This is a genomic window from Cysteiniphilum sp. QT6929 (assembly GCF_030035755.1).
Classification (GTDB): Bacteria; Pseudomonadota; Gammaproteobacteria; order Francisellales; family Francisellaceae; genus Caedibacter; species Caedibacter litoralis.
Map to the genome: position 1 here is coordinate 1,879,034 of NZ_CP103983.1, position 22,706 is coordinate 1,901,739.

27 protein-coding genes are annotated in these 22,706 nt (G+C 39.5%); 14 read left to right on the top strand and 13 right to left on the bottom strand.

Annotation, left to right across the window (positions count from 1 at the left end; all coding sequences use genetic code 11):
* Nucleotides 1-45: 45 nt before the first annotated feature.
* Nucleotides 46-561, bottom strand: coding sequence for a cytochrome b (locus NYP54_RS08235; protein ID WP_283156103.1), 516 nt, complete (start codon nt 559-561; stop codon nt 46-48).
* A gap of 142 nt (nt 562-703) precedes the next feature.
* Between NYP54_RS08235 and NYP54_RS08240 the strand changes: the two genes are divergently transcribed.
* The 5 genes from NYP54_RS08240 (at nt 704) to NYP54_RS08260 (ending at nt 4,656) form a co-directional block, all read left to right on the top strand.
* A complete protein-coding gene (locus NYP54_RS08240) occupies nt 704-1,504 on the top strand; it encodes a hypothetical protein (RefSeq protein WP_283156104.1) in 801 nt (266 codons plus the stop codon).
* Between the two features lie 59 nt (nt 1,505-1,563).
* Nucleotides 1,564-2,397 (top strand): sulfite exporter TauE/SafE family protein, encoded by an 834-nt coding sequence (locus NYP54_RS08245; protein WP_283156105.1) that lies wholly within the window; start codon nt 1,564-1,566, stop codon nt 2,395-2,397.
* Nucleotides 2,394-2,810 carry a DUF1634 domain-containing protein gene (locus NYP54_RS08250; RefSeq protein WP_283156106.1) on the top strand — a complete coding sequence of 139 codons (417 nt, stop codon included), beginning with the start codon at nt 2,394-2,396 and terminating at the stop codon, nt 2,808-2,810. Before NYP54_RS08245 ends, NYP54_RS08250 begins: the two co-directional genes overlap by 4 nt.
* A gap of 20 nt (nt 2,811-2,830) precedes the next feature.
* Entirely contained in the window at nt 2,831-3,700 is an 870-nt protein-coding gene (gene lpxC / locus NYP54_RS08255) for a UDP-3-O-acyl-N-acetylglucosamine deacetylase (protein WP_283156107.1), read from the top strand.
* 86 nt (nt 3,701-3,786) lie between these two features.
* The gene (locus NYP54_RS08260) at nt 3,787-4,656 is read left to right on the top strand and encodes a LysR family transcriptional regulator (RefSeq protein ID WP_283156108.1); all 870 of its coding nucleotides are present in this window, start codon (nt 3,787-3,789) and stop codon (nt 4,654-4,656) included.
* Between the two features lie 54 nt (nt 4,657-4,710).
* Here the strand turns inward: NYP54_RS08260 and NYP54_RS08265 are convergent, their stop codons facing one another.
* The 8 genes from NYP54_RS08265 to NYP54_RS08300 all read right to left on the bottom strand — a co-directional run bounded on the left by NYP54_RS08265 (nt 4,711) and on the right by NYP54_RS08300 (nt 11,415).
* Nucleotides 4,711-5,733, bottom strand: coding sequence for an L-rhamnose/proton symporter RhaT (locus tag NYP54_RS08265; protein WP_283156109.1), 1,023 nt, complete (start codon nt 5,731-5,733; stop codon nt 4,711-4,713).
* A complete protein-coding gene (locus NYP54_RS08270) occupies nt 5,734-6,630 on the bottom strand; it encodes an ROK family protein (protein WP_283156110.1) in 897 nt (298 codons plus the stop codon).
* 113 nt (nt 6,631-6,743) lie between these two features.
* Nucleotides 6,744-7,760, bottom strand: coding sequence for a bifunctional UDP-4-keto-pentose/UDP-xylose synthase (locus NYP54_RS08275; RefSeq protein ID WP_283156111.1), 1,017 nt, complete (start codon nt 7,758-7,760; stop codon nt 6,744-6,746).
* 13 nt (nt 7,761-7,773) lie between these two features.
* Nucleotides 7,774-8,772, bottom strand: coding sequence for a glycosyltransferase (locus tag NYP54_RS08280; protein WP_283156112.1), 999 nt, complete (start codon nt 8,770-8,772; stop codon nt 7,774-7,776).
* Nucleotides 8,773-8,781: 9 nt separating this feature from the next.
* Nucleotides 8,782-9,936, bottom strand: a complete 1,155-nt coding sequence (locus NYP54_RS08285; RefSeq protein ID WP_283156113.1) for a DegT/DnrJ/EryC1/StrS aminotransferase family protein — start codon at nt 9,934-9,936, stop codon at nt 8,782-8,784.
* Nucleotides 9,937-9,967: 31 nt separating this feature from the next.
* Nucleotides 9,968-10,339, bottom strand: coding sequence for an EamA family transporter (locus tag NYP54_RS08290; protein ID WP_117003242.1), 372 nt, complete (start codon nt 10,337-10,339; stop codon nt 9,968-9,970).
* 135 nt (nt 10,340-10,474) lie between these two features.
* Complete coding sequence (locus NYP54_RS08295; protein WP_283156114.1) at nt 10,475-10,948, bottom strand: GAF domain-containing protein; 474 nt, start codon at nt 10,946-10,948, stop codon at nt 10,475-10,477.
* A 26-nt stretch (nt 10,949-10,974) separates the two neighbouring features.
* Nucleotides 10,975-11,415: a CBS domain-containing protein gene (locus NYP54_RS08300; protein ID WP_117003237.1), complete on the bottom strand. Its 441-nt coding sequence runs from the start codon at nt 11,413-11,415 to the stop codon at nt 10,975-10,977.
* 365 nt (nt 11,416-11,780) lie between these two features.
* Here NYP54_RS08300 and NYP54_RS08305 point away from each other — a divergent pair, with 365 nt between their 5' ends.
* From NYP54_RS08305 to cdd, 9 genes are all read left to right on the top strand, one after another.
* The gene (locus NYP54_RS08305; RefSeq protein WP_283156115.1) at nt 11,781-12,683 is read left to right on the top strand and encodes a branched-chain amino acid transaminase; all 903 of its coding nucleotides are present in this window, start codon (nt 11,781-11,783) and stop codon (nt 12,681-12,683) included.
* Nucleotides 12,684-12,749: 66 nt separating this feature from the next.
* On the top strand, nt 12,750-14,381 hold the full coding sequence (locus NYP54_RS08310) for a 2-isopropylmalate synthase (protein ID WP_349293382.1): 1,632 nt from the start codon (nt 12,750-12,752) through the stop codon (nt 14,379-14,381).
* Nucleotides 14,374-15,792 (top strand): 3-isopropylmalate dehydratase large subunit, encoded by a 1,419-nt coding sequence (gene leuC, locus NYP54_RS08315; RefSeq protein ID WP_283156117.1) that lies wholly within the window; start codon nt 14,374-14,376, stop codon nt 15,790-15,792. Before NYP54_RS08310 ends, leuC begins: the two co-directional genes overlap by 8 nt.
* Nucleotides 15,789-16,355 carry a 3-isopropylmalate dehydratase small subunit gene (leuD, locus tag NYP54_RS08320; RefSeq protein WP_283156118.1) on the top strand — a complete coding sequence of 189 codons (567 nt, stop codon included), beginning with the start codon at nt 15,789-15,791 and terminating at the stop codon, nt 16,353-16,355. The genes leuC and leuD overlap by 4 nt, the downstream gene beginning before the upstream one ends.
* Nucleotides 16,356-16,427: 72 nt before the next feature.
* Nucleotides 16,428-16,709, top strand: coding sequence for a type II toxin-antitoxin system mRNA interferase toxin, RelE/StbE family (locus tag NYP54_RS08325; RefSeq protein WP_117003232.1), 282 nt, complete (start codon nt 16,428-16,430; stop codon nt 16,707-16,709).
* Between the two features lie 12 nt (nt 16,710-16,721).
* Entirely contained in the window at nt 16,722-17,054 is a 333-nt protein-coding gene (locus NYP54_RS08330) for a helix-turn-helix transcriptional regulator (RefSeq protein ID WP_117003231.1), read from the top strand.
* A gap of 6 nt (nt 17,055-17,060) precedes the next feature.
* Complete coding sequence (locus NYP54_RS08335) at nt 17,061-17,411, top strand: nuclear transport factor 2 family protein (protein WP_117003230.1); 351 nt, start codon at nt 17,061-17,063, stop codon at nt 17,409-17,411.
* Nucleotides 17,412-17,735: 324 nt separating this feature from the next.
* Complete coding sequence (leuB, locus tag NYP54_RS08340; RefSeq protein WP_349293383.1) at nt 17,736-18,833, top strand: 3-isopropylmalate dehydrogenase; 1,098 nt, start codon at nt 17,736-17,738, stop codon at nt 18,831-18,833.
* An 11-nt stretch (nt 18,834-18,844) separates the two neighbouring features.
* The gene (cdd, locus tag NYP54_RS08345; RefSeq protein WP_117003229.1) at nt 18,845-19,240 is read left to right on the top strand and encodes a cytidine deaminase; all 396 of its coding nucleotides are present in this window, start codon (nt 18,845-18,847) and stop codon (nt 19,238-19,240) included.
* 181 nt (nt 19,241-19,421) lie between these two features.
* Here the strand turns inward: cdd and NYP54_RS08350 are convergent, their stop codons facing one another.
* The 4 genes from NYP54_RS08350 to NYP54_RS08365 all read right to left on the bottom strand — a co-directional run bounded on the left by NYP54_RS08350 (nt 19,422) and on the right by NYP54_RS08365 (nt 22,659).
* Nucleotides 19,422-19,724, bottom strand: coding sequence for a helix-turn-helix transcriptional regulator (locus NYP54_RS08350; protein WP_283156120.1), 303 nt, complete (start codon nt 19,722-19,724; stop codon nt 19,422-19,424).
* Between the two features lie 175 nt (nt 19,725-19,899).
* Nucleotides 19,900-21,078: an IS3 family transposase gene (locus tag NYP54_RS08355; RefSeq protein ID WP_283156092.1), complete on the bottom strand. Its 1,179-nt coding sequence runs from the start codon at nt 21,076-21,078 to the stop codon at nt 19,900-19,902.
* 50 nt (nt 21,079-21,128) lie between these two features.
* Complete coding sequence (locus NYP54_RS08360; RefSeq protein ID WP_283156121.1) at nt 21,129-21,260, bottom strand: hypothetical protein; 132 nt, start codon at nt 21,258-21,260, stop codon at nt 21,129-21,131.
* Between the two features lie 172 nt (nt 21,261-21,432).
* Nucleotides 21,433-22,659 carry a DEAD/DEAH box helicase gene (locus NYP54_RS08365; protein WP_283156122.1) on the bottom strand — a complete coding sequence of 409 codons (1,227 nt, stop codon included), beginning with the start codon at nt 22,657-22,659 and terminating at the stop codon, nt 21,433-21,435.
* Nucleotides 22,660-22,706: the final 47 nt, after the last annotated feature.

Here is a 22,706-nt window from a genome sequence, read left to right on the forward strand (position 1 = left end):
GTGAGGGGTGATTTAACTTATTGTTCATTTGCTAATTAGGTTGGCTTACAACATCTTCTTAACAATATCATCCTTAGCAATATACTTATGATAAAGTGCCGCGAAGATGTGTAGTATGACAAACACTAGTAGAATATAGGCAAACCAAGGATGCCAGCTAAAGATCTCACTACCAAGTTCTGGGTTTTGCGGCAATAAGATAGGTACATTAAACCAATAGAAAAATTGCCATTGACTTTGAAACAATTGTGAGGCGATAAGTCCCGTCATCGACATGCAAAATACACAAAGATAAAGACCGAAGTGGACAATCTTTGCAAGGAAAATATGTAAGGATGACATCGCTTTAGGGTAAGGAATTTTCTTTGATAATAAGCGGGTAATGATCAGTAGAATCACCACAATAGCTAAAGATAAACCGATTGATTTGTGTATTGTCATAAAAAATGCACCATTGAGCTTGGCAAATAAATCATCAAAGAAAAAACCAATCAAGAGTTGCAAGATGACACCAATCGCAATCAGTAAATGAAATAGTCGAATAAGAAAATTGTATTTCATTGATTTTTATCCTTAAATAAATTTCTCAAGTTATGTTGCGGCATTATAAACAAAAAAACATAAATCACCATCAACTGCTAGGCGATGCTCGAAATAGTTTCTATACTTAGCACTATCATTGGTAAAGAAGGACTAAGCTGCAATGAAGAAATTATTTGGTTCATTAAATAAAAAAGCAGACAAAACACAAGATCAAGCATCTGATATAGAGTTGGAAAATGACGAGTTTGATGTTGAGGTATCAAGCCGACAAAAAGGCAAAACTCCGCTAACAAAACAACAAAAGCTGATGGTGCTAGGTGGTGTGGGTGTGGCATGTGTGCTGGTGTTTCAATTGTTTATTATCACTAATCAAAAAGAAATTCAAGCGCATCAAAAGGTACTACAGTCCCATATTGAGGATCAGGCAGGTGCCATTAGAAATACGCTGTCGAATATCATTCACGCCGAGGCTGAAGAGGTGAGAAAGTCTGCAGATGCCAAAATTGCTGAATTAAAACAGATGATTTTAAACAGTAATACCGAGGCAGTAACGCAGTTACAGCAAATGCAAATGAAACTAGATGAGGTTCAAAAACAGACCAAAAGCTTAGATAAAGTCAGCGATGATTTGGCGAAGCAATTCTCAGCCAAGTTTGCGCAGATAGCAGCAAGTAGCGCATCAAATGATAAGGGTCAAGCTATGCAGCCAATCATAACCATGCCAACAATGGCAGATAAAGTGGCGACAAACTATAAGATTTACTCAGCCAATAGTTATGGACTTGTACTGCAATCCAACAATGGCACCTTCACGATTGCTAATATTGGCAAGATGTTGCCAGGTTTGGGCGAGATCACCTCAATGACGGCAAATGAAGTGATTGCAGGGGATTATAAGATTATTAGTGACCCACAAGGGTTTAAAGTTGATGAATCAGCTGCAATTTCAGCGTATCAATAGTTATGGTTTACCATAATGGCAGTATGTGAGGCGGTGTATCTGCCATAGAGAGAATAAAGATGGATCTTATTGTATTTGAGCTGATTGTTATAGCTGCATCGATGTTTGCAGGCATTCTTGGCGCCCTAGCAGGTTTAGGTGGTGGGGTGATTATCACGCCTTTTTTAGTTCTTGGATTTGGTATTGATATTCGTTATGCAATGGGTGCGGCATTAACCTCGGTGATTGCTACGTCATCGGGTGCTGCGATTTCATATCTTCGAGATGGAATAAGCAATATTCGTATTAGTATGTTTTTATCAGTGGCAACAACGATTGGTGCCATTTGTGGTGCAAGCCTTGCGGTGGTGATGAATAAAGACATATTATCACTTATCTTCGGGGTTATGCTGCTTTTAAATATTATGATTTCATTACTGAATAAGCCGAAAAGTACAGTGGTTGAGTCAAGTAAACTGGCGCAAAAATTACAACTCCCGGATACCTATCAAATAAAAGATAAAATAGAGTCTTATGCTGTTGTTGGTGTCGTTCCTGGCTTTGTTGTTATGTGGGTTGCAGGTGTGCTATCAGGGCTTTTAGGTATCGGTTCAGGTGCTTTTAAAGTATTGGGCATGGATCAAATCATGAAGATCCCCTTTAAAGTGACCACTGCAACCAGTAATTTCATGATCGGTATTACCGCTGCAGCAAGTGTTGGTATTTATCTTAAAGCAGGCTATATCGAGCCATTGTTTGCTGCACCCGTGGCATTGGGCGTTTTTGTTGGTGCATTCTTAGGTGCTAAATTGTTGCCGATCATTCCGGTGAAGACCTTGAAAACAGTGTTTTTAGTGCTAATTGCTATTATCGGCGTGCAAATGGTTTTAAATGGCTTAGGAGTTCACTTATGAGTGACAATGGTGCTAGAGTAGAAAAAATAAAAAATTTGAAAAACCAAAAAAAACCAGACTCAGCAATGATTGTTATGGTAATGATGGTGTCAATTATTGTCTCCATTTCGGTAGTGTTTGTTGCTGAAGTGCTTTATCTGATGAATCATCATGGCATCGTGCACTTGTCGCATGTTTTTAGCGGGGAGCCTAAGCGCTTGGAAGATATTAATCTGATTGTTTCAACAGCATTTCAGGGCAGTATTAAATCATTATTGCAATTCGGGGTTTTGCTTATTTTAATCAACCCGATCGTACGTGTGGCAATTACGGCTTATAACTTTAAACGTCAACATAATAAGTGTTATGTTGTTATTAGTTTAATGGTATTAGTGGTGTTATTGATTAGCTTTTTTAGCCCAGATTTTATATAGTCTCTGTCATTGCCAAACGCATGGAGAAAAATGTGCAGCAACACACGATTAATCATCATATTGAAATTCAAGGTATCGGCTTACACTCAGGTGTTAATGTCAATATGCGCTTATTGCCGGCAGCAGTTGATCAGGGGATTGTTTTTCGGCGCACGGATTTATCCCAAATGCATGATATTAAGATTACGCCCTTTAATATTACTGAAGCAGTAATGTGTACATTGCTAGTCTCGCCAAATGATAAAACGATAACGGTATCTACGATTGAGCACCTAATGTCAGCGCTTTGTATGTTTCAGGTTGACAATGTCATCGTAGAAATTGATGCGCCAGAATTGCCAGTCATGGATGGCAGTAGTATTGCCTTTGTTGAGGCATTGCAAAAAATAGGCGTTAAAGCACAGGATAAAAAGCGTCAAGTGATTAAGGTGTTAAAGACAATACGCGTCACTGATGAAGATAAGTTTGCAGAAATTTCCCCTAGTGATGAAACGAGTTATCGCTTTGAAATCAAATGGGATCACCCAGTGATTGCTGCTACCCCTTTGGTTGTTGAGTTTTCAGGTAATCAACAGGAGTATATAGCGCAAGTTGCTAAGGCGCGCACTTTTGGTTTTGTTGAGCAACTGGAATACTTGCATGCAAACAATCTTGCAAAAGGTGCCTCACTTGACAATGCCGTTGGTGTCACTAATGAGGGTGTTGCAAACCCTGAGGGCTTAAGATACCCCGATGAATTTGTAAAACATAAATTGCTAGATGCGATTGGTGATTTTTATGTCGGTGGTGCGATTTTGGGGCATTTTAATTGCTATAAATCAGGGCACACCTTAAATAACAAACTCTTAAGAGCTTTGTTTGCAGATAATAGCGCATGGAAGTTGTGTTAATATGATGAATGCCTGATAATTGGCAGCAGCTCATAAGCGCTAATCTCGTGTTAGCTAAAACTGTAAAGTAAATCATGGTAAACGTAATGGATATAAGCTCGGTTACATTGAATAATCTCTATGTTTTTAAAGCGGTTATTGAAGTCGGTTCAGTATCGGAAGCCGCTAAGCTTTTAAATAAGAATCAATCAACGGTAAGTGCCGCATTGAGACTGATTAGAAAGACATTTGGTGATGATGTGATGCAGATTCAGGACGGACGCTGTGTGGCAACTGCCAAGGGTTTGCAGTTATGCAGCTATATTGGTCATATTGTCGGGCTAGCAAAACACAGTAGTGTGCAATCTGAGAAAAAATGTTACAAAGTACTAACCAGTGATTTTTTCGCACTGTTATATATGCCTGAGTTTATTGAAGCCTGCAAAGTTCATGATATTGAAATCGAAATGGAAGTATTGAAGCTTAAAGACTTAAATAAAGCACAATGCGATGTGAGCCAATTTGATTTATTTATTGGGATGGAAGATCGTGTGTTGAGTATTCCAACGCAACCGTTGATGGAAACGCAATCTGTTGTAATCACAAGTCAACAAAGTGATTTTGATAAAATGACTTTGGTTGATTATCTGCAGGCAAAACATATCACCATGCACGATAAAGAGACGCCTTATATTCGTCAAACTATCGGGCATCATCCACGCAGTAAGGTGGTGCTGTCTAATAGTATTTTGACATCGATGAGTTTATTAAGCAGTATGCCCAATACGGTGATGTCTACCGAGCATCATTTATATGAGTACTACCGTGATATTTTTAAATTAAAACGTGTCAATTTTGATTTTGCCTTTGAGAAAAAACTGGTTTTTTATAGTTGGCGCAAAACTGTGCATAGTGAAGAGCTGGCAAGGTTTTTTATGCAATGGTGGGAAGAGAGGTTGCTGTTAGATCAGGTCTAAACTGCTACATCTTACTGTCCTTGATTGGGTGACAAAGCAATAGATGGTAGAGGCTTAACGAAATAGACTTGCGCCAACCAAAGTGATTACAGCGACAATCAATAATATAATTGCGCTAATAATTTTAATACCTGCAGCACGTGATGCATTACGCCATTCACCGTGCTTAAGTCCCCAGAAATTAGACATTAAAATAATAAATGTCATAAACAGTGGCCAAGCAATAATCGGACCCAAAGCGCCTAGGATTTGTGAGGCCTTGGCATAACAAACCGTTGATTCAAAAAACATCACTGCCATGGCAATAATCAACAGTTGATCTTTTAAGGTCATTTTTTGTGTGGAAACGGCTTGGGTTTGACGTTGAGTCTTAGCATTTAACATCGCAAAGTAGATAACATAAGGTATAAAACCGCCAACAAATACAAAAAACCACGGCAATATCGCAAGAATGAAGGGGCTATTCACTTCATTTGTCAGTGTGGCATATGCACTTAATGCATAGGCATAGCTAGCCCCTTGCAGTGCGGAGCTTATTCCTGCAAAAATTGTAATTAAAATGGCAAATAATGCTACCTTAGTTGCTTTGTTGGTCGTATTAGTTAAGGTTTCTTTCTCACGTTGTTGTGCGGCAAGCCCTGCCAATAATACGCCAACTAATAAGAAAACAACCGCTATGATTACTAAACTGACAAATCCCGTGCTTAACTGTTGTTGTGGGAAGAATATCAGTGGGATAAGTGTGCCGCCTGCCGTACCGATACCAATATTGATAACAAAAGCAACACCAATACCAATATGTTTAAGGGCAACACTTAAACAAACCATGCCGACACCCCAGATTAAACCGGCAATCAGTGGAATAACAATTGCCATGCTAGGTACTTGCAGTAGCAAGCCAAAAAACGCCGGATCGACTATCAAGAAGGTCAAAAGGGGGATAATAATAAATCCCCAGAAAGCAAAATTAAGCCACATCTTGACTGGGTTGATTTGTATATGTTTTGTTGGAGTGGCAAAGCTGCCGTTTAAAATGCCCGCTAAAACCGAGAAAAATAAAGCGCTAATAATCGTCATTTAAACCTCCATGGCAGCTTGTTGTTTCTGTGGCAAATGCATGCCTTTAGCAAAGCATAGCGCACCTTCCAAAGCTGTGTTATAACCCAGTTGAGACAGTACAAGCTTTGGTGACTTAACCAGTTTTAATTTGTCATTTAATACTTTTTGTGCGTGATCCAGTAAAGCCTGTCCGCCACCTAAAGCAACACCACCGCCAAATACAATAATTTCAGGTGATAAAATTGTCGCGATATTACGTAAGCCTTGCCCTAGGTTGTAGCCAACCTCTGACCACTCCTTTTCATTTAAATTCTCAGCTGATTTAAGATATAAACGTTTAATGCCATTGCCTGAAACCATTGCTTCCAAACAATCATTTGTACCACATTCACAGCTAATACGTTGCATCATGTCATGAGTATCGTAACAGTGTGAAATAGCCTGATGTGCAATCTCAGGGTGAGATAGTCCCTGATAAATCTTGCCATCAATTAAAAACCCGCCACCCATGCCAGTGCTCAATGTGATGTATAAAAAGCGTGATGCTTGATAATTCCCTAGATGATATTCCGCGATTGCAGCAACATTCGTATCCACATCGACATAAAAAGGGCATTGCCAACGTTCTTCCATAATGCGTTTAAGCGGGATGTTACGCCATTGTGGTTGATGAAGTGGTGAAACAATGCCTTTATCAGCATCTAAGGGTCCACCAATTGCAGCGCCAATCCCTTTGATATCATGGTTAGCTGCGACCTTTTCAATCAATGTGTGAAGTAGTGAAATACCCTCATCAAAATCTAATGGTGTCGCTTCTTTGTATAGGGCAATTTCATGACCTTTGGCATCAATGGCTTTGACCATTGTCTTTGTCCCGCCGATGTCTAAGCCAATATAGCAACCCGTTGACTCCATTTGTATATATCCTTAAATGTTTGTGTAATTAGGGCTATAAGATACAACTAAACGTAACAAAACCAAAGGCATTGTTACGTTTAATAATTAGCGTTGAAGAGGTACTTGAATTTTTATAATAAATGATAATCAAAAGTTTTTCTTAATGCATCTTGCATTGATACTTTAGGTGCCCAATTAAGGTGTGTCTTGGCATTCTCAATTGACGGCACGCGGCGATCGACATCTTGATAGCCTTCACCGTAATAGTCTCCTGCAGTTGTCGCAATAATTTTAGTCTTCTCAGCACGTGCTTGATACTCAGGATAACGCTTCATCGCATCAACGGTTAACTCTGCAAGTTCTTTAATTGAGTATTCATTATCTGGGTTGCCAATATTAAAAATACGGCGATGTGCTTCGTTATCGCGTTTTTTAACAATTTCAATCAAAGCATCAATGCCATCATCAATATAGGTAAAGCAACGACGTTGTGTGCCACCATCAACCAGTTGTAAATCTTTACCATCGATAATATTTGAGACAAATTGTGCTAAGACGCGTGCGCTGCCTTTTTTAGACGATTTGATTTCATCTTGCTTCGGACCAATCCAGTTAAATGGTCTAAATAATGTGTAATTAAGTCCTTCTTGCATACCATAGGCGTGAATGACACGATCAAGTAGCTGTTTAGAACAAGAGTAAATCCAACGTGGCTTATTGATGGGACCCGTCACTAAAGCGCTGGTTTCCTCGTTAAATGGAATGTCTTTGCTCATGCCATATACTTCTGATGTCGATGGGAAAATAAGGTGTTTTTTGTGCTTAACACATAGCTTCACAATATCAACATTTGACTCATAATCGAGCTTATAGACAAATAATGGATCAGAGACATAAAGCGCGGGGTTGGCGACAGCAACGAGCGGGAAAATAACGTCACATTTTTGGATATGCTCTTCAACCCACGCCATATTCTCAAGTACATTATCTTTAACAAAGTGTAAACGTGGATGATCCAAAAACTCAGTGATTTTATGATCAGAAAGATCCATGCCATAGATTTCCCAATCAGTTTCATTTAGGATCTTCTCAACCATGCTGCTGCCAATAAAACCATTGACACCTAAAACTAATAATTTAACAGACATATTGTTACCTTTTTTATTCACTTTCTTTTGTGTTTTCACTTTTTTCAGTTTTTTTAGCGTGTGACTTATCTTTTGATTCAGTCGTTGTTATGTAGTCTTTAATGATAAATCGTGGTCGCTTGCGTACTTCTTCATAAATCCGTCCGATATATTCGCCAACGATACCAAGTCCCATTAACAGCATGCCAATGAGGAAATACATGATCGCAAAAAGTGTAAATACGCCATCGGCATCAGGACCAAAGGCAAGACGTTTAACAATCAAATAAATAAACAACAAGATACTCAAAAATGACACGATTAAGCCAGTCATTGTAAAGAACTCAAGAGGTGCTTTTGAGAAGTTGGCAAAGAAGTCAAAATTATAACGAATTAACTTATACAAGTTATAGCTTGAAGTCCCTTGTTCACGAGCAGCATGGCGCACACCAACATCGGTTGGGTTTGATGAAAAGCTATGTGCTAGCGCGGGTAAAAAAGTTGAGTTTTCACCAGTGGCAACAACGCGATCAATTACTTCACGTGTGTAAGCTCTAAGCATACAACCCTCATCAACCATATCAATACCGGTTAATTTTAAACGCAATGAATTATGTAATTTGGAGACAAATAAACGCCATTTTTTATCTTGGCGATCCATACGATAACCACCAACGACATCGTGACCTTGCTCGATTTTCTCTAACAATAGTGGAATATCTTCTGGATAGTTCTGCAGATCAGCATCCATGGTTACGATCACTTCGCCATCAACATGCTCAAAGCCTGCCATAATCGCCATGTGTTGACCAAAGTTGCGATTAAAGTTGATTATTTTAACTTCACTTGGGCGCTTGTCATGCATCTCACGCAGTAGCTCAATCGATTTATCTTTACTGCCATCGTTGGTAAAGATAACTTCATAGGGTTTGTTAATGGCATCAAGTGCTGGGAAAAGGCGTCCAAAAAGCGTAGGTAACACTTCTTCTTCGTTGTAGATCGGAATTACTACACTTAAATAAGGCTTAGTCATATTATCTCCTTAAGCTCTTAATATTTTGTTGAGTGCGTCAAGCACATCATCTTGTTCAGCAAAGGTCATATCAGGGAAAAGAGGTAAGCTAATCACATTAGCACCAATTTCCTCAGCATTTGGAAAATCACCTTTTTTAAAGCCATATTTATTGGCGTAATAAGGGTATAAATGTGCGGCTTCATAATGCACACCACAACCGATATTATGCTGTTTTAACTGAGTCATCAGCTCATCACGCGTGATTTTAGCAACCTTTGTATTAAGTGTTGGCGCAAACAAATGCCACGCATGTTTGTGTTCAAACTGTGGTGCCTTTGGCAGGATGAGTGCGTCAAAATTTGCAAGTTTTTCATAATAGCGCTTTGCTAGTTGCGTGCGCTTCGCAATGAAACCGTCTAAAGCAGGTAGCTGGTGTATGCCAAGTGCTGCTTGCAAATCCATCATATTATATTTAAACCCGGGGTAAACGATCTGATAGTGCGCGCTGCCTTCTTTGCCAAAACGATTCCACGCTTCACGATCCATGCCATGAAAGCGTGTCAAAGAAATATGCTTAGCAATCGCATCATCACGTGTTACAACACAACCGCCTTCACCGGTGGTCATGTTTTTATTCGGATGAAAGCTAAAGACTTGCATATCGCCAAAAGTGCCTAGCTTTTTACCTTTATACTCAGCACCAATCGAATGCGCTGCATCTTCAATCACAGTGAGATTGTACTTCTTAGCTAACGCGTAAATAGGATCCAAATCCACGGGTAAGCCAGCAAAATGCACCGGCATAATTACCTTTGTGTTAGGCGTAATTGCCGCTTCAATTTTTGTAACATCAATATTGTAAGTATCACGTTCAACATCAACAAGCTTAACCTTGGCACCAACAATTTCAATGACATTTAAAGTGGCAGCAAAAGTCATTGGTGTCGTGATTACTTCGTCTTCTGGCTTTAAATCAAGTGCCAATAAAGCTAAATGCAATCCGGCGGTTGCGGAGTTTAAGCATAATGCATGTGGTGCATTATGGTATTCTTGAAGCATGCTTTCAAACTTCTTAAGCTTAGGACCTGTTGTTAACCAACCAGAGCGCAAGCTCTCGACAACGTCGGCAATCGCCTCTTCTGAAATGCTTGGTTTGGCAAAAGGTAAAAATGTATCTCTCATTTATTTATCTCTATTACTGATTGATGTTGATTTATGGTTTTGCAACCAAATAAACGCCTAAAATAATCACGAAAATTCCGGCAACACGTGTTGCAGTAAGGGTTTCACCTAATAAAAAATAACCGGCAATCGCCGTGACAATATAACCAATAGACACCATTGGATAGGCTAAGCCAACAGGCACGCGTGATAACACCATCAGCCACACGACAACACTGATGACGTAACACATAAGTCCTAAGATCACAAAATAATTCGTCGCAACTTTCCAACCAATTGGCCATATGTTTGCAAGTGTGAAACTAAACTCTCCAATGCGATCCATGCCAAACTTTAAAAACAGTTGTGCTGAGGCGTTTAAAAGCACACCAAACAACAATAGACTCCATACAACAACGGTCATTTTTTATTACCCTCTTATGACTTAAACAAAAATTCAAGCCCAAACCATATTCAATAGGCTAGCATTGTAATGGCTTTAAGGGTTAAAGACAAACACATAGCATTAAGAAACACAGAAACTAATCATGAGTATTATTCATATCTTAATGTTTGATAGCATTTTCTGCAAATAGTGTTGGTCAGTTTTATCAAAAGCATCTTTGTCATCTGAATCTATGTCTAATACGGCAAACAGTTCATTATTAATAATCCAGGGCACGACAATTTCTGATATGGTACTGCTCGAGCACGCAATATGATAAGGCAGTAAATTAACATCATCTACAATTTGCGTTTGCCTTGTTCTGGCTGCTTTACCACAAACGCCACGATCAAAAGTAATGTTTAAACAACCATGCCCACCTTGGTAAGGTCCTACTTTAAGTACATCATTGCCGACATTACGATAAAATCCAACCCAGTCAAAATAACAAAATGCTTGTTTTAACTCACAACAGATCGTTGCCATAATAGCAATTAGATCGGTTTCTCCTTCAATCATTAATGTAATACTATCGAGCACTTCTTTATAAGCTTTTTGCTTTAATTCTGGTGAATATATTCGTGACATTTATTGATACCTGTTATTTAGCTTGATTACTGCTGAATATAATTAACCAAACTCTCGACTTCATCATGCTTTTGATGATAACGAGAACTTGCCCATTTACTTAAGTCACCAATTGATAATAGTCCTAGAAACGTATTGTTATCATCATAGACTGGCAAGTGACGAATACGCTTTTCGGTCATGAGTTGCAAGGCTTCTTGTGCGGTTTGGTTGTGATTCATCGAAATGATCTGCTCGCTCATAATATCGGCGACAATATGTTTTTTGAGATCTTGGTTGCGTGCAGAGACTTTAAATAAAAAATCACGTTCAGTGATAATGCCATGAAATTCATCGTTATCGATAACAAGTAGTGAGCCAACTTTATGTTCAGCCATTTTTTGTGCGGCTTCAAATAAACTGCTATTGGCGCTAATGCTAAAAACGCGTTTTTCCTTGTTGACGATTTCTTTGAGTTTGCTATGCATGGGGTTGCTCCTTATGGTTTATGTCAGAACATCGTGTTCCTAGAGTATAGCCTAACGATTGAGAGATATTTGTAAAGAGCAAATTATACGAGTGATGGAAAAAATGCTTTTTTGTTGTTGCGATTCGCAGGTGATGATGATAGCTTGTGTTTATTGTCATTGAAAAAGCTCAAGGAGGCTGGTGATGTTATATACAATCAAAAAACACATGTTGCTTCCACTTTCTTTTTCCCTTGAACTATCTCTACGACTGCCTCGCTGGTAGGCAGCTATTTAATTTTCCCTTTGTATTTTACAGTTATATTTTATTATTACATTTAAGCAAACTAAGTAAATCACGTATCATTTTTTGGAGGATAACGTAAGTGAGTGAGCAGGTTTATATTTGGCAAAATGGTCAATTTATCGAGAAAGAAAAAGCGGTTGTGAGTGTCATGACGCATGCGCTGCATTATGGCTCAGCGGTGTTTGAAGGGATTCGCGCTTATAAAACGCCCAAAGGCACTGCGATTCTAAAGCTAAAAGAGCATATGCAACGTTTTGATTATTCAATGCGTGCTTTGGGTATGAATCCGCCTTTTAGTGTTGATCAAATGTGTCAAGCAGTCATTGATACCGTTAAAAAAAGCGGGCTTGAATCTTGCTATATTCGACCATTGGCTTTTTATGGCGATAATCAAAGTGTTGGTGTATTGCCAAAAGCTGAACATCCAATTGAGGTAATTGTCTGGTGCTTACCAATGGGGCGTTATTTGGCAGCTGAAAGTGTTGATGTGATGGTCAGTAAATATATTCGTATTCACCCGCAGTCAACCATATGTGACGCAAAAATATCAGGTCATTATGTTAATAGCATGCTTGCCAGTATGCAGATTCGTGGCACGCATTATCATGAGTCTTTGCTATTGGATGCTGATGGCAATGTGGCTGAAGGGGCAGCGCAAAATATCTTTTATGTTAAGCATAATGAGATTTTCACGACACCATTGGGTACGATCTTAGATGGCATTACACGACGGATGATTATTCAAATTGCCAAGGAGCAGGGTTATACGGTGCATGAGCAGTATTTCAAAGTTGAAGATATTATCAATGCCGATGAAGCATTTTTTAGTGGGACGGCTGCCGAGATTACCCCGATTCGTAGTATTGATGATCAAAAAATTGCCGGTCACGGTGAAATCGGGCGTGTTACTAAACATATCAAGCAGTGTTTTAGCGAGATCACTCAAGGCATTAAAGCATCTGATGCCTTAACCTACGTGTAGGGGCATATGGCATACGCCCATAAATAGAATTATTTTGAGGAAGGAGAGTTAACGATGAGTACACAAATGAAGCAGCCTAATAAAGAGCGTGTTTATATTTTTGATACCACATTGCGTGATGGTCAGCAATCGCCAGGGGCGGGCATGAATTTTGAAGATAATATTGCTTATGCTGATTATGCGCATGCACTGAATATCGATGTGTTGGAAGCGGGTTTTCCTTCGGCAAGCCAGTTGGATTTCCAAATTGTGCACACGATTTCTGAGCGTATGGCAAATCGACAATCCAATATGATTATTGCTGGGCTTTGCCAGCTAAGAGAAGCGCAAGTTTTAAAGACAATGGAGGCATTAAAGCCGTCACTTGCTATTGGTAAAGCACGTATTCATGTTTATTTGCCGGTTGATCCTAACTTAGCGCAAGCGAGTTTAGGAGATAAAAATGATGAACAAAAACACATTGATGAAGTCTATCGCTTGATTAAGATCGCAACGGATCAAGGTTATGAAGTTGAGTTTAGTGCTGAAGGTTACTCGCGTTTAGCAGATGGTTTTGATTATGTGACTGAAGTGTTTAAGTCCGCGGTGAGGGCCGGTGTGTCAGTGATTAACTGTCCTGATACTATCGGTGGCGCATGCGAGCGTGAAGGCGATGAGTATTTTGTGAAAAACATGACAAAGCACGCGCGCATTATCAAAGAAACTTTCCCTGATAAAGATATTATTTGGTCGGCACATTGCCATAATGATTTTGGTTTGGCATTAGAGAACTCGATGAATGCGGTCTTTGATGGTCCGGCACGTCAAGTTGAAGCATGTATTAATGGTGTAGGCGAGCGCGCAGGCAATGCGGCATTAGAGCAATGTGTGATGTTTATCGATGCTTTTGGTAAGCAAGAAGATGTGCATTATTACACTAATATCAATATCAATGGTTTGAAAGAAGTCTCGGATTTTATCGCCCAAAAAATGCTGCCTAAACAGCCACACTCTCCGATTGTGGGTTTAAATGCAACACGGCATACTTCAGGTGGGCATACCAATGCGATTTTGAATAACCCATTGGCTTATCAGCCATTTGATCCAAAATCCATCGGTAGTGAGATTTCCTTTGTGTTTGGTCCGTTATCTGGTGGTAATCATGCTAAGAAAATTATCGAAGACTTCGGTTATGTCTGTGAGGAACATGAAAAAGCAAAAATTGCACAACAGATCAAAGATATTTATCACGAGCGTCGCAAAGGCGTAACTGATCTTGAATTATTGAGTGCCTATAAGAAAATCCGTGCACCGATTAAGGCGAGTAAAATTGCATATGGCAAATCAGAGGATAGTAGTTCGGTAACGATTACAGGGCAATTCTTTGATCAAGAAAATCTAAAAGTTGAGCTAGCCGGTGAAAACTCAGCACTCGCAGCGTTACTCAGTGCAACGGATAAATACATTCCAGGCATTGAGGTTAAAGATTATTATGCAAAATCCTTAACAGAAGCAGGGGTGCGTTCAAGCTCAGAGGCGACGATTATTGTTAGCGCACCAAATCACAACGCCTATAAAGGTATTGCCAAAGATCATGATATTGAGATCTCAGCACTCAAAGCATTTATCGAAGCAGTGAATCAAATGTATGTGGATGCCAACTATAGGGCGCAGAGCACATCGACACAAAACAATCAGCAAGAGGTGTCCCATGGCTAAAAATATTATTGATAAAATCTGGGATCAGCATGTCGTTGAGTCAAAAAAAGGCTTTCCAGATATTTTTTATATCGATCGAATGCTGATGCATGAGGTCACCTCAGCGCAAGCATTTGATAAGTTGCGTGAATTAAATATACCCGTGCGTAACCCGCAATCCATTGTCGCAACCTTAGATCACAGTATTTCTACCTCACCGATTGATCGCACGCAGATGAATGATCCCATTGCCAAGGCGCAAGTAGAAACGTTGCGTAAGAATGCCAAAGAGTTCGGTGTTGAGCTATATGATTTTGACAGCCAATATCAGGGCATTGTTCATGTGATTGGTCCTGAGCTTGGGTTTACTTGGCCAGGAAGTACGATTGTTTGTGGTGATTCACACACCTCAACGCATGGCGCCTTTGGCGCATTAGCATTTGGCGTTGGCACTTCCGAAGTTGGGCATGTCATGGCGACAAATTGCATTTTGCAATATCGCCCTAAAACGATGAAAGTGCACTTCAAAGGCAAGCCTTCAAGTTATGCAACAGCAAAAGATATCGTGATGAAGCTCATTGCTGAAATTGGCATAGGTGGTGCTAGTGGATTTGTGATTGAGTATAGCGGTGATGCGATAAAAGCACTGTCAATGGAAGCACGAATGACTTTATGCAATATGTCAATCGAGTGTGGTGCTAGAGCTGGATTAATCGCGCCAGATGAGATAACTTTTGACTATCTTAAAGGGCGCAAATATGCACCTGATGCTGAGCATTGGGAAGATGCTATCAATACATGGCGCAGCTTAACGAGTGATGACAATGCCAGTTATGATAAGGTGGTTGAAATTGATATTGAGGATTTACAACCAATGGTGACGTGGGGAATTAATCCACAACATGCCGTGGCAATTAATGAATCCATTCCAGGCTTAGCCAGTATTCCGAAGCATCAGCAAAAATTAGCTGAAGAAGCCTATCGTTATACTGGCTTTAGTGAAAATGAAGCGGTTTTGGGTAAAGCGATTCAATGGGCATTTGTCGGTAGTTGCACCAATGGTCGTATTGAAGATATGCGTGCAGCAGCAGATGTGTTAAAAGGGCATAAGATTGCACAAGGGGTAACGATGTATATCGTGCCAGGCTCTGAAAAAGTGCGCGCGCAGGCAATTGCCGAAGGATTGGATAAGATATTTATCGAGGCAGGTGCGGATTTTAGAATGCCAGGTTGCTCCATGTGTCTTGCGATGAATGACGATAAAGTGCCAGCAGGACAACGCTGTATCAGCACCTCAAATCGTAATTTCATTGGTCGTCAAGGAACCGGTAGTATTACCCATTTAGCTTCACCACAAACCGTTGCTGCAAGTGCAATTAAAGGGGCGATTTATAGTGTGGCGCAGTTAGAACAAGAAGGAGTATTGGCATGAAAGCATTTCAAACGCTAACAAGTAAAGCGATTCCGATGTGGTTAAGCGATGTCGATACCGATATGATTATTCCGGCACAATACTTAACACAAACGACGATAGCCGGTTATGGCGAGCATCTTTTTACCCGTCTAAAGTCAGCAGATCCTGAGTTTGTATTTAATCAATCACGATTTAAAGACGCGCGAATTCTTATCAGTGGTAGCAACTTTGGCTGTGGATCATCAAGAGAACATGCTGTGTGGGCATTACAACAAGCGGGAGTTGCTGTGATCTTGGCACCCTCTTTTTCGGATATTTTTTTCAATAACTCGGCTAAAAACGGTTTGTTATTGATTGCTTTAGATGGCGAGCTATTAGAGAAATGGTGTGAAAAAGCACAAAGTGAAGATCTTGATATAACCGTTGATTTAGCTGCGCAAACCATTACCGTAGATGGGGAATCTTATCACTTTGACTATGATCCTTTTCGCAAAGAGTGTTTACTTCAAGGTCAAGATGATATGGGCTATTTATTGTCTAAAGATCAGGAGATTAGTCGGTTTGAAACGATGCTAAAATAGAGAATGAGATAATGAGGTTGCGGATAACGCCTTTTTGGCGTACACTTTAACGCGGATCACTGAAGATGTTTTATGAGATATATTATTGAGTTGACACCAAGTGTCCAGAAACAGATTAAAGTGCTTCCTAAGCAAGTTGTGCTGAAGTTAAGAACATGGGTAATGCAAGTAGAAAGCTTAGGAATGAGAAGAGTGATGCAAATCAAAGGTTATCATGATGAGCCGTTACAAGGTAATAGAAAGGGGCAGCGTTCTATTAGATTGAACAAAGCTTATAGAGCTTTCTACAGAAAGTTACCAAATGGTGAGGTAGAAGTAATAGAGGTATTTGAAATTAATAAGCATAAATACTAAAGGTGAAAAACTATGAGCAGAAACGTTAACGCTATCGATTTTCTTAATGAGCAACTTGAAACACCATTGACTTTTGGTACATTGATTAAAAATATTCGTTTAACTGAATATGAAAATATGACACAGCAAATGTTTGCTGATGAAGTACTTAAAATCAGTAAAACAAGGTTGTCAGACATAGAAAATGACAGAAAAGGGCTGACTATTGCTAAGGCGATTGAGTTTGCCAAAATGCTTGGGCAAAGCAAACGTTTTTTTGTCACTATTGCCATTCAAGATATGCTAAGGAAGAATAATCTAGATTATGCAATAAGCCTTAGTGATGGAAAATTATCAGCGATTTGATTCTTTATGATTGAACAAAACAAAAAATTACAAATTCTTGAAGAATCTTTGTGGCTTGAAAAAACAAGATTTGATTTCGCTTATATGGACAGTGTTTTAGATGCAACTTTCTTTGAGTATGGGCGCTCAGGACGTATTTATACACGTGAGGAAACCTTGGCGCATTCTTATCAGGAAATTAAAGCGAAGCTTCCACTTGAAAACTTTCAAGTGCATGATATTGGCGAGAATATTAAACAAGTGACCTATGTTAGTGAGGTCGGAAATGCAAAGCTTCGCGCTAATCGCAGCTCAATTTGGGTTAAAAAATCAAATGAGTGGAAATTAATTTTTCACCAAGGAACGCCAGTGCAATAGTCCTTGTAGGAAGTGGGTGCGGAGTATTTTGGTCAATGGTTTTGAAAGGTATTAAAGGCTTTGGTTATAAAATGTTTGTCTATTAAGGTTGGTTTTTACTTTCACTTTATTCCGGATAAGTTATCCTTTATGGGGATTAACTCCGTAATAGTGAGGTTTTTATGTATGAAAGAAAAATAAATTTACCTTTATCTCGGGAGCAAATTTGCTAGGTGGTAGAGCTTTACCAAGTGGAATTTTAATTTTGCCTTGGCAAGTATTCTTACAGCGGTTATGGAATGGTGAATTATAGAGAAGTAGAAGGTACTTAACAAAATGGAAAAAATAAAAAAAACAATCGCAATTTTAGCAGGGGATGGTATCGGTCCTGAAGTAATGGCATGTGCCATTGATGTGTTAGATGCAGTTGCCAATAAATACAATCATGAATTTACGTATAAAGAAGCTTTAATTGGCGGTGCTGCCTTTGATGTTTATGCTGAGCACTGCCCGAAACAAACCATTGATATTTGCAAATCTGCAGACGCCATTTTATTTGGTTCAGTGGGTGGTCCGGTTGATGCGCAAAATGATCCTAAATGGCAGGGGTGTGAGGCCAAAAGTATTTTAGCTTTGCGCAAAACGTTTGATTTTGGGGTGAATATTCGTCCGATTAAAATGTTTCCGGCATTAAAAAATAATAGCCCTATCAAGAATGAACGCATTGCCAACGGTGCTGATATTGAGATCTTTCGTGAGTTGTCAGGAGATATTTATTTTGGTGAGCATAAGCGCTTTGTCAATAAAGAGGGTATTCGTTGTGCTACGGATGTTGCCGAGTATGATGAGCAGACGATTCGACATATTGTCAGGGCTGCCTTTAAGCGCGCTGGTGAAAGACGTAAAATCTTGACCTCTATTGATAAAGCCAATGTATTAGATACCTCAAGACTTTGGCGTGATATCGCTAATGAAGAAGCAAAAAACTTCCCAGATATGACCTTGAAGCATATGTATGTCGATAATGCAGCAATGCAGCTAGTGTTGAATCCCGCGCAGTTTGATGTGATTGTGACGGGTAATTTATTTGGTGATATCTTATCGGATCTGGCATCGGTGTTACCTGGTTCTTTAGGGCTTGTGCCATCGATTAGCTTAAATAAAGAAGGCTTTGGCTTATATGAACCTGCAGGAGGTTCAGCCTTTGATATCATGGGTAAAGATATTGCTAATCCGATTGCACAGATTTTATCAGCAGCACTTATGTTATCTTACTCATTTGGCATGCATGAGGAGGCGATAGCGATCGATCAGGCAATTGACCAAGTCTTAGCTCAAGGCTTTAGAACGGCGGATATTGCGGGTGGTGCAGAAAGTATAGGCAGTAAAGAGATTACTCAGAAGATTGTCACAGCACTGACAGAATCAGCATTAACCTATTAAGCGAGTTGTGAATGCATGAAATAAATGAAGTATTTAGAAAGCTGCAAGTATTAAAAAAGCGTGCTTATGCGCCGTATTCAAATTTTAGTGTTGCTGCAATGATTGAGCTTAAAAACGGTGATGTTCACGAGGGTGTCAACGTTGAAAACGCAAGCTTTCCCGTGGGTTCATGCGCTGAAATGGTGGCAATTAATGCGGCTGTTGCCAGTGGTGCGCGTAAAGGAGATTTTAAAGCGATCTATGTCACGGCGGATGCCAGAAATCCGGTCACACCATGTGGTGCTTGTCGGCAAGTTATGGCAGAGTTTTTTGATAATGATGTTGTGATTCATCTCTTTAATCAAGATGGCACAGAGCACGAACAATATTCAATTGATCACCTGCTACCGGAGCGATTTTGTCTGTGACGAAATAGTTGTTTGATACCACTCATGAATCATTTTACCGTGTTTAATGCCAAAGAAGTTTTTGATAATTTTGAGTCATTGGATTGCAGGTAATAGCAAGGACTATTAGCAATATCTAATGACTCAAAAGAACAAGAAATTCAATGGCAGAAAGGCTGTAAAATGGTTTATGGGTGGTATATTACACAGAAAAACCAAAATGTGTTCCATCTGGAAGTTCGATATCTAGTCTTAGTTTACCACCGGCCGCTTCAATATATTTTTTTAATGAGGATAGCTTTAAATCTCGCCCTGGCTTTTCCATCTCGGCAACGGTTGGTTGTTTAACGCCTAATGTGTTGGCTAATTCGACCTGTGTTTTATTCATTTTTTCTCTAAGCTCAGATAGGTGGATATCCAAAAGTATAGCCTCTGCCTTTTGTTTAGCATTAGTAACCACTTTTGCGTTTTCTTGAGCAAGTATTTGTTTAAGTGTTCTCGCCATTTTTTACTCCTGCATTTTATTGTTATTTAAATGAAGCGTAAATTCTTGATCTGCAATAGGTATCATCACTTCATAAAATCTTTTATCTTTACCTGTTTTATTTCCAGCACATAATAAAATTATTCTACCCCGAAGTGTCAATACAGTTTTTTAAAAATTCTTATTCCTATACATGTCATGCAACCTGCAATGTTTTTTGCGCCTGACTTTTAAAGTTAATAACACCTTCTTTGTACACATGCATTGGTTTTTTGTATCCCAAGCTCTCATGAAATCTACGGTGATTATAAAAATCAATATAATCAGCAAGATCAGACCTAAGCTCAGGCAAAGAACCATATTCATTAAGATAAATTCGCTCGCATTTTGCACTGCGCCAAAAACGCTCAATACAAATGTTATCAGTAGCTCGCCCCTTGCCATCCATTGAGATAGTAATACCTCTACTGGATAATGCCTCAGTATGTATATGCGAGGTATATTGACTGCCTTGGTCAGTGTTAAAAATCTCAGGGTTGCCAAAGCGATCAAGGGCTTCATGCAAAACACTCATTACCAGGCTACTATCCATCGTATTCGATATACGCCAACTTAATACGGCTTTTGAATACCAATCAATTATCGCAGCAAGATAAACCATACCACCCTTAAGCTTCACATACGTGATATCAGTAGACCACACTTGGTTAACGCGACAAATATTAATACCACGCAGTTTATAAGTGTATTTAACATGCTGTTTACAAGGCTCGGACAAATTAGGAAACCTGACAGCCAACACCGCTTTTAAGCCCATTTCCTGACGGTATTTCTGCACCGTATTCACGCTGACACTAAATCCATCCTCAAGTAATTGCTGATGAACCTTCAGCGCACCATAAATAGGGATTTCTTCATGGATTTTCTGGATATGCGCTTTAATTTTAAGTGCTTCCTTATTGATTTTAGGCGTGTAATAGCAGTTGCCTCGATTTATACCTAATAATTGGCATTGCTTAACTATGGAAATATTTTCTAGCTTGGACTCCACCATAGATTTTTTAGTTGATAAGTCCAAGCTTGCGAGCTTTCCCTCAAGCCAATCCCTTTCAATCGTAAGTTGACCAACTTTCTTGGCATACTTATCCACCTCATGTTGAAGCTTATCATTTTCAGATTTGTACTCTTTAACCGCCTTGGCTGGCTCCATAGCAATAACTGCATTATCCAAGAAGATTTTCTTCCAGTTTTGGATGTTTTTTGTCGTTATATTATGTTTGCTAGCAAGCTCTGCTAACGTAAGCTCATTTGCCAATAATTCCAATACAACTTTGACCTTAAACTCGGATGAGTAACTTGTCCTTTTTGTGCTCATAAATACGCCCTCTGTTCATTTCACTTTCAACAATATATCGGAAATGAATTTCAAAAGATACTGTTTAAATTTCTTGGGGTATTATACAATACGATCATAGAGGCTAATACGTTACTTCTGTCAGTATCATCAAGCGTATCATACCAATCATCAAACAAATCAGTTGTTATAACTGACCACATAAATATTTCCTTCTTCAAATTATAGTTCACACTATATATAGGTCAAAACCTATAATCAAGTTCATTTTTATCTTCCATGATTGGGCATGCCCTGTTCTGGGTGATTTTTAGCAGATTATTTTTTCTCAGAGCGATTCTGTCTTTGACGATTGCCTTTAGGGTGGCGCGTGGGCTATTTTTGTCCATCGCGATATTCAATCTTTGGCTTCTTAGGGGTCACTTTCTTGATGGTCTTATAATTATGAGGATTAGATTGCGGTAGGCTGTGCACTGGATCAAAGTCATCAATAATAACGCGCTCTAGCGCTCTTTTTAAGAGCTTTTCAATATCGGCTAGTTGTGGAAACTCATCGGCACTTACCAAAGAAATTGCTTCTCCAGTGGCGCCTGCGCGTCCCGTGCGTCCAATGCGATGGACGTAATCTTCAGGCACATTCGGTAAATCAAAATTAATCACGCAAGGCAGCTGACTGATATCCAAGCCGCGTGCGGCAATATCTGTTGCCACTAATACTTGAACTTCATTGTTTTTAAAATCACTTAATGCTTTGGTGCGTGCGCCTTGGCTTTTGTTGCCATGAATCGCAGCACTCTTGATATCCGCTTTTTCAAGTTTGCCAACAAGATGATTGGCACCATGTTTAGTGCGTGAAAAAACCAATACTTGTGCCCAGTTATGGGTTTTAATGAGTTTAATCAATAAGTTAACTTTCTGTTTTTTATCAACAGGAGCGATCCAATGTTTGACTTTGGGTGCTGCTTGATTGGGTGGACTTACTGAGATTTCTAAAGGATTACGGACAATAGATTTAGCAAGCTCTTTGATCTCAGGGCTAAAGGTTGCTGAGAACATTAAGTTTTGGCGCTTTTTGGGTAGAAGCGTTAGAATTTTGCGAATAGCATGAATAAAGCCCATATCGAGCATGCGATCGGCTTCATCAAGGACTAAAAATTTCAAGCGATCAAAGCGAATGGCATTTTGCTCATATAAATCAAGTAACCGCCCAGGCGTTGCCACGAGAATATCTGCACCCTTACGTAAGCGCATCATTTGTGGATTGATTTTAACTCCGCCAAATACGACACAAGAGCGTAAGTGCAAGTTCGTACTATACGCTTGAATATTTGCCTCTATTTGAGCAGCAAGCTCGCGTGTTGGCGTTAAGATAAGGGCATGCGTTTGATTGGCAGTTGACTGTGGTCCTTGTGCTAACATTTCTAAAATTGGCAAGGTGAAGGCTGCGGTTTTACCCGTGCCGGTTTGTGCTGCAGCAAGTACATCACGCCCGCTTAAAACAGCGGGAATGGCCTTTTGTTGGATGGGAGATGGCTCTTTATAGCCTTGCTCGGTGAGTGCGTTTAAGATGGCGTTGCTTAAACCTAATGAGGAGAATGACATCGATATTTACAAACATTGAATAATTTGTGCTAAGCATAGACATATTG

Excerpts from the sequence above, each read along its gene's own strand:
- NYP54_RS08235 (WP_283156103.1), bottom strand. The coding sequence starts at position 561 with ATGAAATACAATTTTCTTATTCGACTATTTCATTTACTGATTGCGATT.
- NYP54_RS08240 (WP_283156104.1), top strand. The coding sequence starts at position 704 with ATGAAGAAATTATTTGGTTCATTAAATAAAAAAGCAGACAAAACACAA.
- NYP54_RS08245 (WP_283156105.1), top strand. The coding sequence starts at position 1,564 with ATGGATCTTATTGTATTTGAGCTGATTGTTATAGCTGCATCGATGTTT.
- NYP54_RS08250 (WP_283156106.1), top strand. The coding sequence starts at position 2,394 with ATGAGTGACAATGGTGCTAGAGTAGAAAAAATAAAAAATTTGAAAAAC.
- lpxC (WP_283156107.1), top strand. The coding sequence starts at position 2,831 with ATGGAGAAAAATGTGCAGCAACACACGATTAATCATCATATTGAAATT.
- NYP54_RS08260 (WP_283156108.1), top strand. The coding sequence starts at position 3,787 with ATGGATATAAGCTCGGTTACATTGAATAATCTCTATGTTTTTAAAGCG.
- NYP54_RS08265 (WP_283156109.1), bottom strand. The coding sequence starts at position 5,733 with ATGACGATTATTAGCGCTTTATTTTTCTCGGTTTTAGCGGGCATTTTA.
- NYP54_RS08270 (WP_283156110.1), bottom strand. The coding sequence starts at position 6,630 with ATGGAGTCAACGGGTTGCTATATTGGCTTAGACATCGGCGGGACAAAG.
- NYP54_RS08275 (WP_283156111.1), bottom strand. The coding sequence starts at position 7,760 with ATGTCTGTTAAATTATTAGTTTTAGGTGTCAATGGTTTTATTGGCAGC.
- NYP54_RS08280 (WP_283156112.1), bottom strand. The coding sequence starts at position 8,772 with ATGACTAAGCCTTATTTAAGTGTAGTAATTCCGATCTACAACGAAGAA.
- NYP54_RS08285 (WP_283156113.1), bottom strand. The coding sequence starts at position 9,936 with ATGAGAGATACATTTTTACCTTTTGCCAAACCAAGCATTTCAGAAGAG.
- NYP54_RS08290 (WP_117003242.1), bottom strand. The coding sequence starts at position 10,339 with ATGACCGTTGTTGTATGGAGTCTATTGTTGTTTGGTGTGCTTTTAAAC.
- NYP54_RS08295 (WP_283156114.1), bottom strand. The coding sequence starts at position 10,948 with ATGTCACGAATATATTCACCAGAATTAAAGCAAAAAGCTTATAAAGAA.
- NYP54_RS08300 (WP_117003237.1), bottom strand. The coding sequence starts at position 11,415 with ATGCATAGCAAACTCAAAGAAATCGTCAACAAGGAAAAACGCGTTTTT.
- NYP54_RS08310 (WP_349293382.1), top strand. The coding sequence starts at position 12,750 with ATGAAGCAGCCTAATAAAGAGCGTGTTTATATTTTTGATACCACATTG.
- leuC (WP_283156117.1), top strand. The coding sequence starts at position 14,374 with ATGGCTAAAAATATTATTGATAAAATCTGGGATCAGCATGTCGTTGAG.
- leuD (WP_283156118.1), top strand. The coding sequence starts at position 15,789 with ATGAAAGCATTTCAAACGCTAACAAGTAAAGCGATTCCGATGTGGTTA.
- NYP54_RS08325 (WP_117003232.1), top strand. The coding sequence starts at position 16,428 with ATGAGATATATTATTGAGTTGACACCAAGTGTCCAGAAACAGATTAAA.
- NYP54_RS08330 (WP_117003231.1), top strand. The coding sequence starts at position 16,722 with ATGAGCAGAAACGTTAACGCTATCGATTTTCTTAATGAGCAACTTGAA.
- NYP54_RS08335 (WP_117003230.1), top strand. The coding sequence starts at position 17,061 with ATGATTGAACAAAACAAAAAATTACAAATTCTTGAAGAATCTTTGTGG.
- cdd (WP_117003229.1), top strand. The coding sequence starts at position 18,845 with ATGCATGAAATAAATGAAGTATTTAGAAAGCTGCAAGTATTAAAAAAG.
- NYP54_RS08350 (WP_283156120.1), bottom strand. The coding sequence starts at position 19,724 with ATGGCGAGAACACTTAAACAAATACTTGCTCAAGAAAACGCAAAAGTG.
- NYP54_RS08355 (WP_283156092.1), bottom strand. The coding sequence starts at position 21,078 with ATGAGCACAAAAAGGACAAGTTACTCATCCGAGTTTAAGGTCAAAGTT.
- NYP54_RS08360 (WP_283156121.1), bottom strand. The coding sequence starts at position 21,260 with ATGTGGTCAGTTATAACAACTGATTTGTTTGATGATTGGTATGATACG.
- NYP54_RS08365 (WP_283156122.1), bottom strand. The coding sequence starts at position 22,659 with ATGTCATTCTCCTCATTAGGTTTAAGCAACGCCATCTTAAACGCACTC.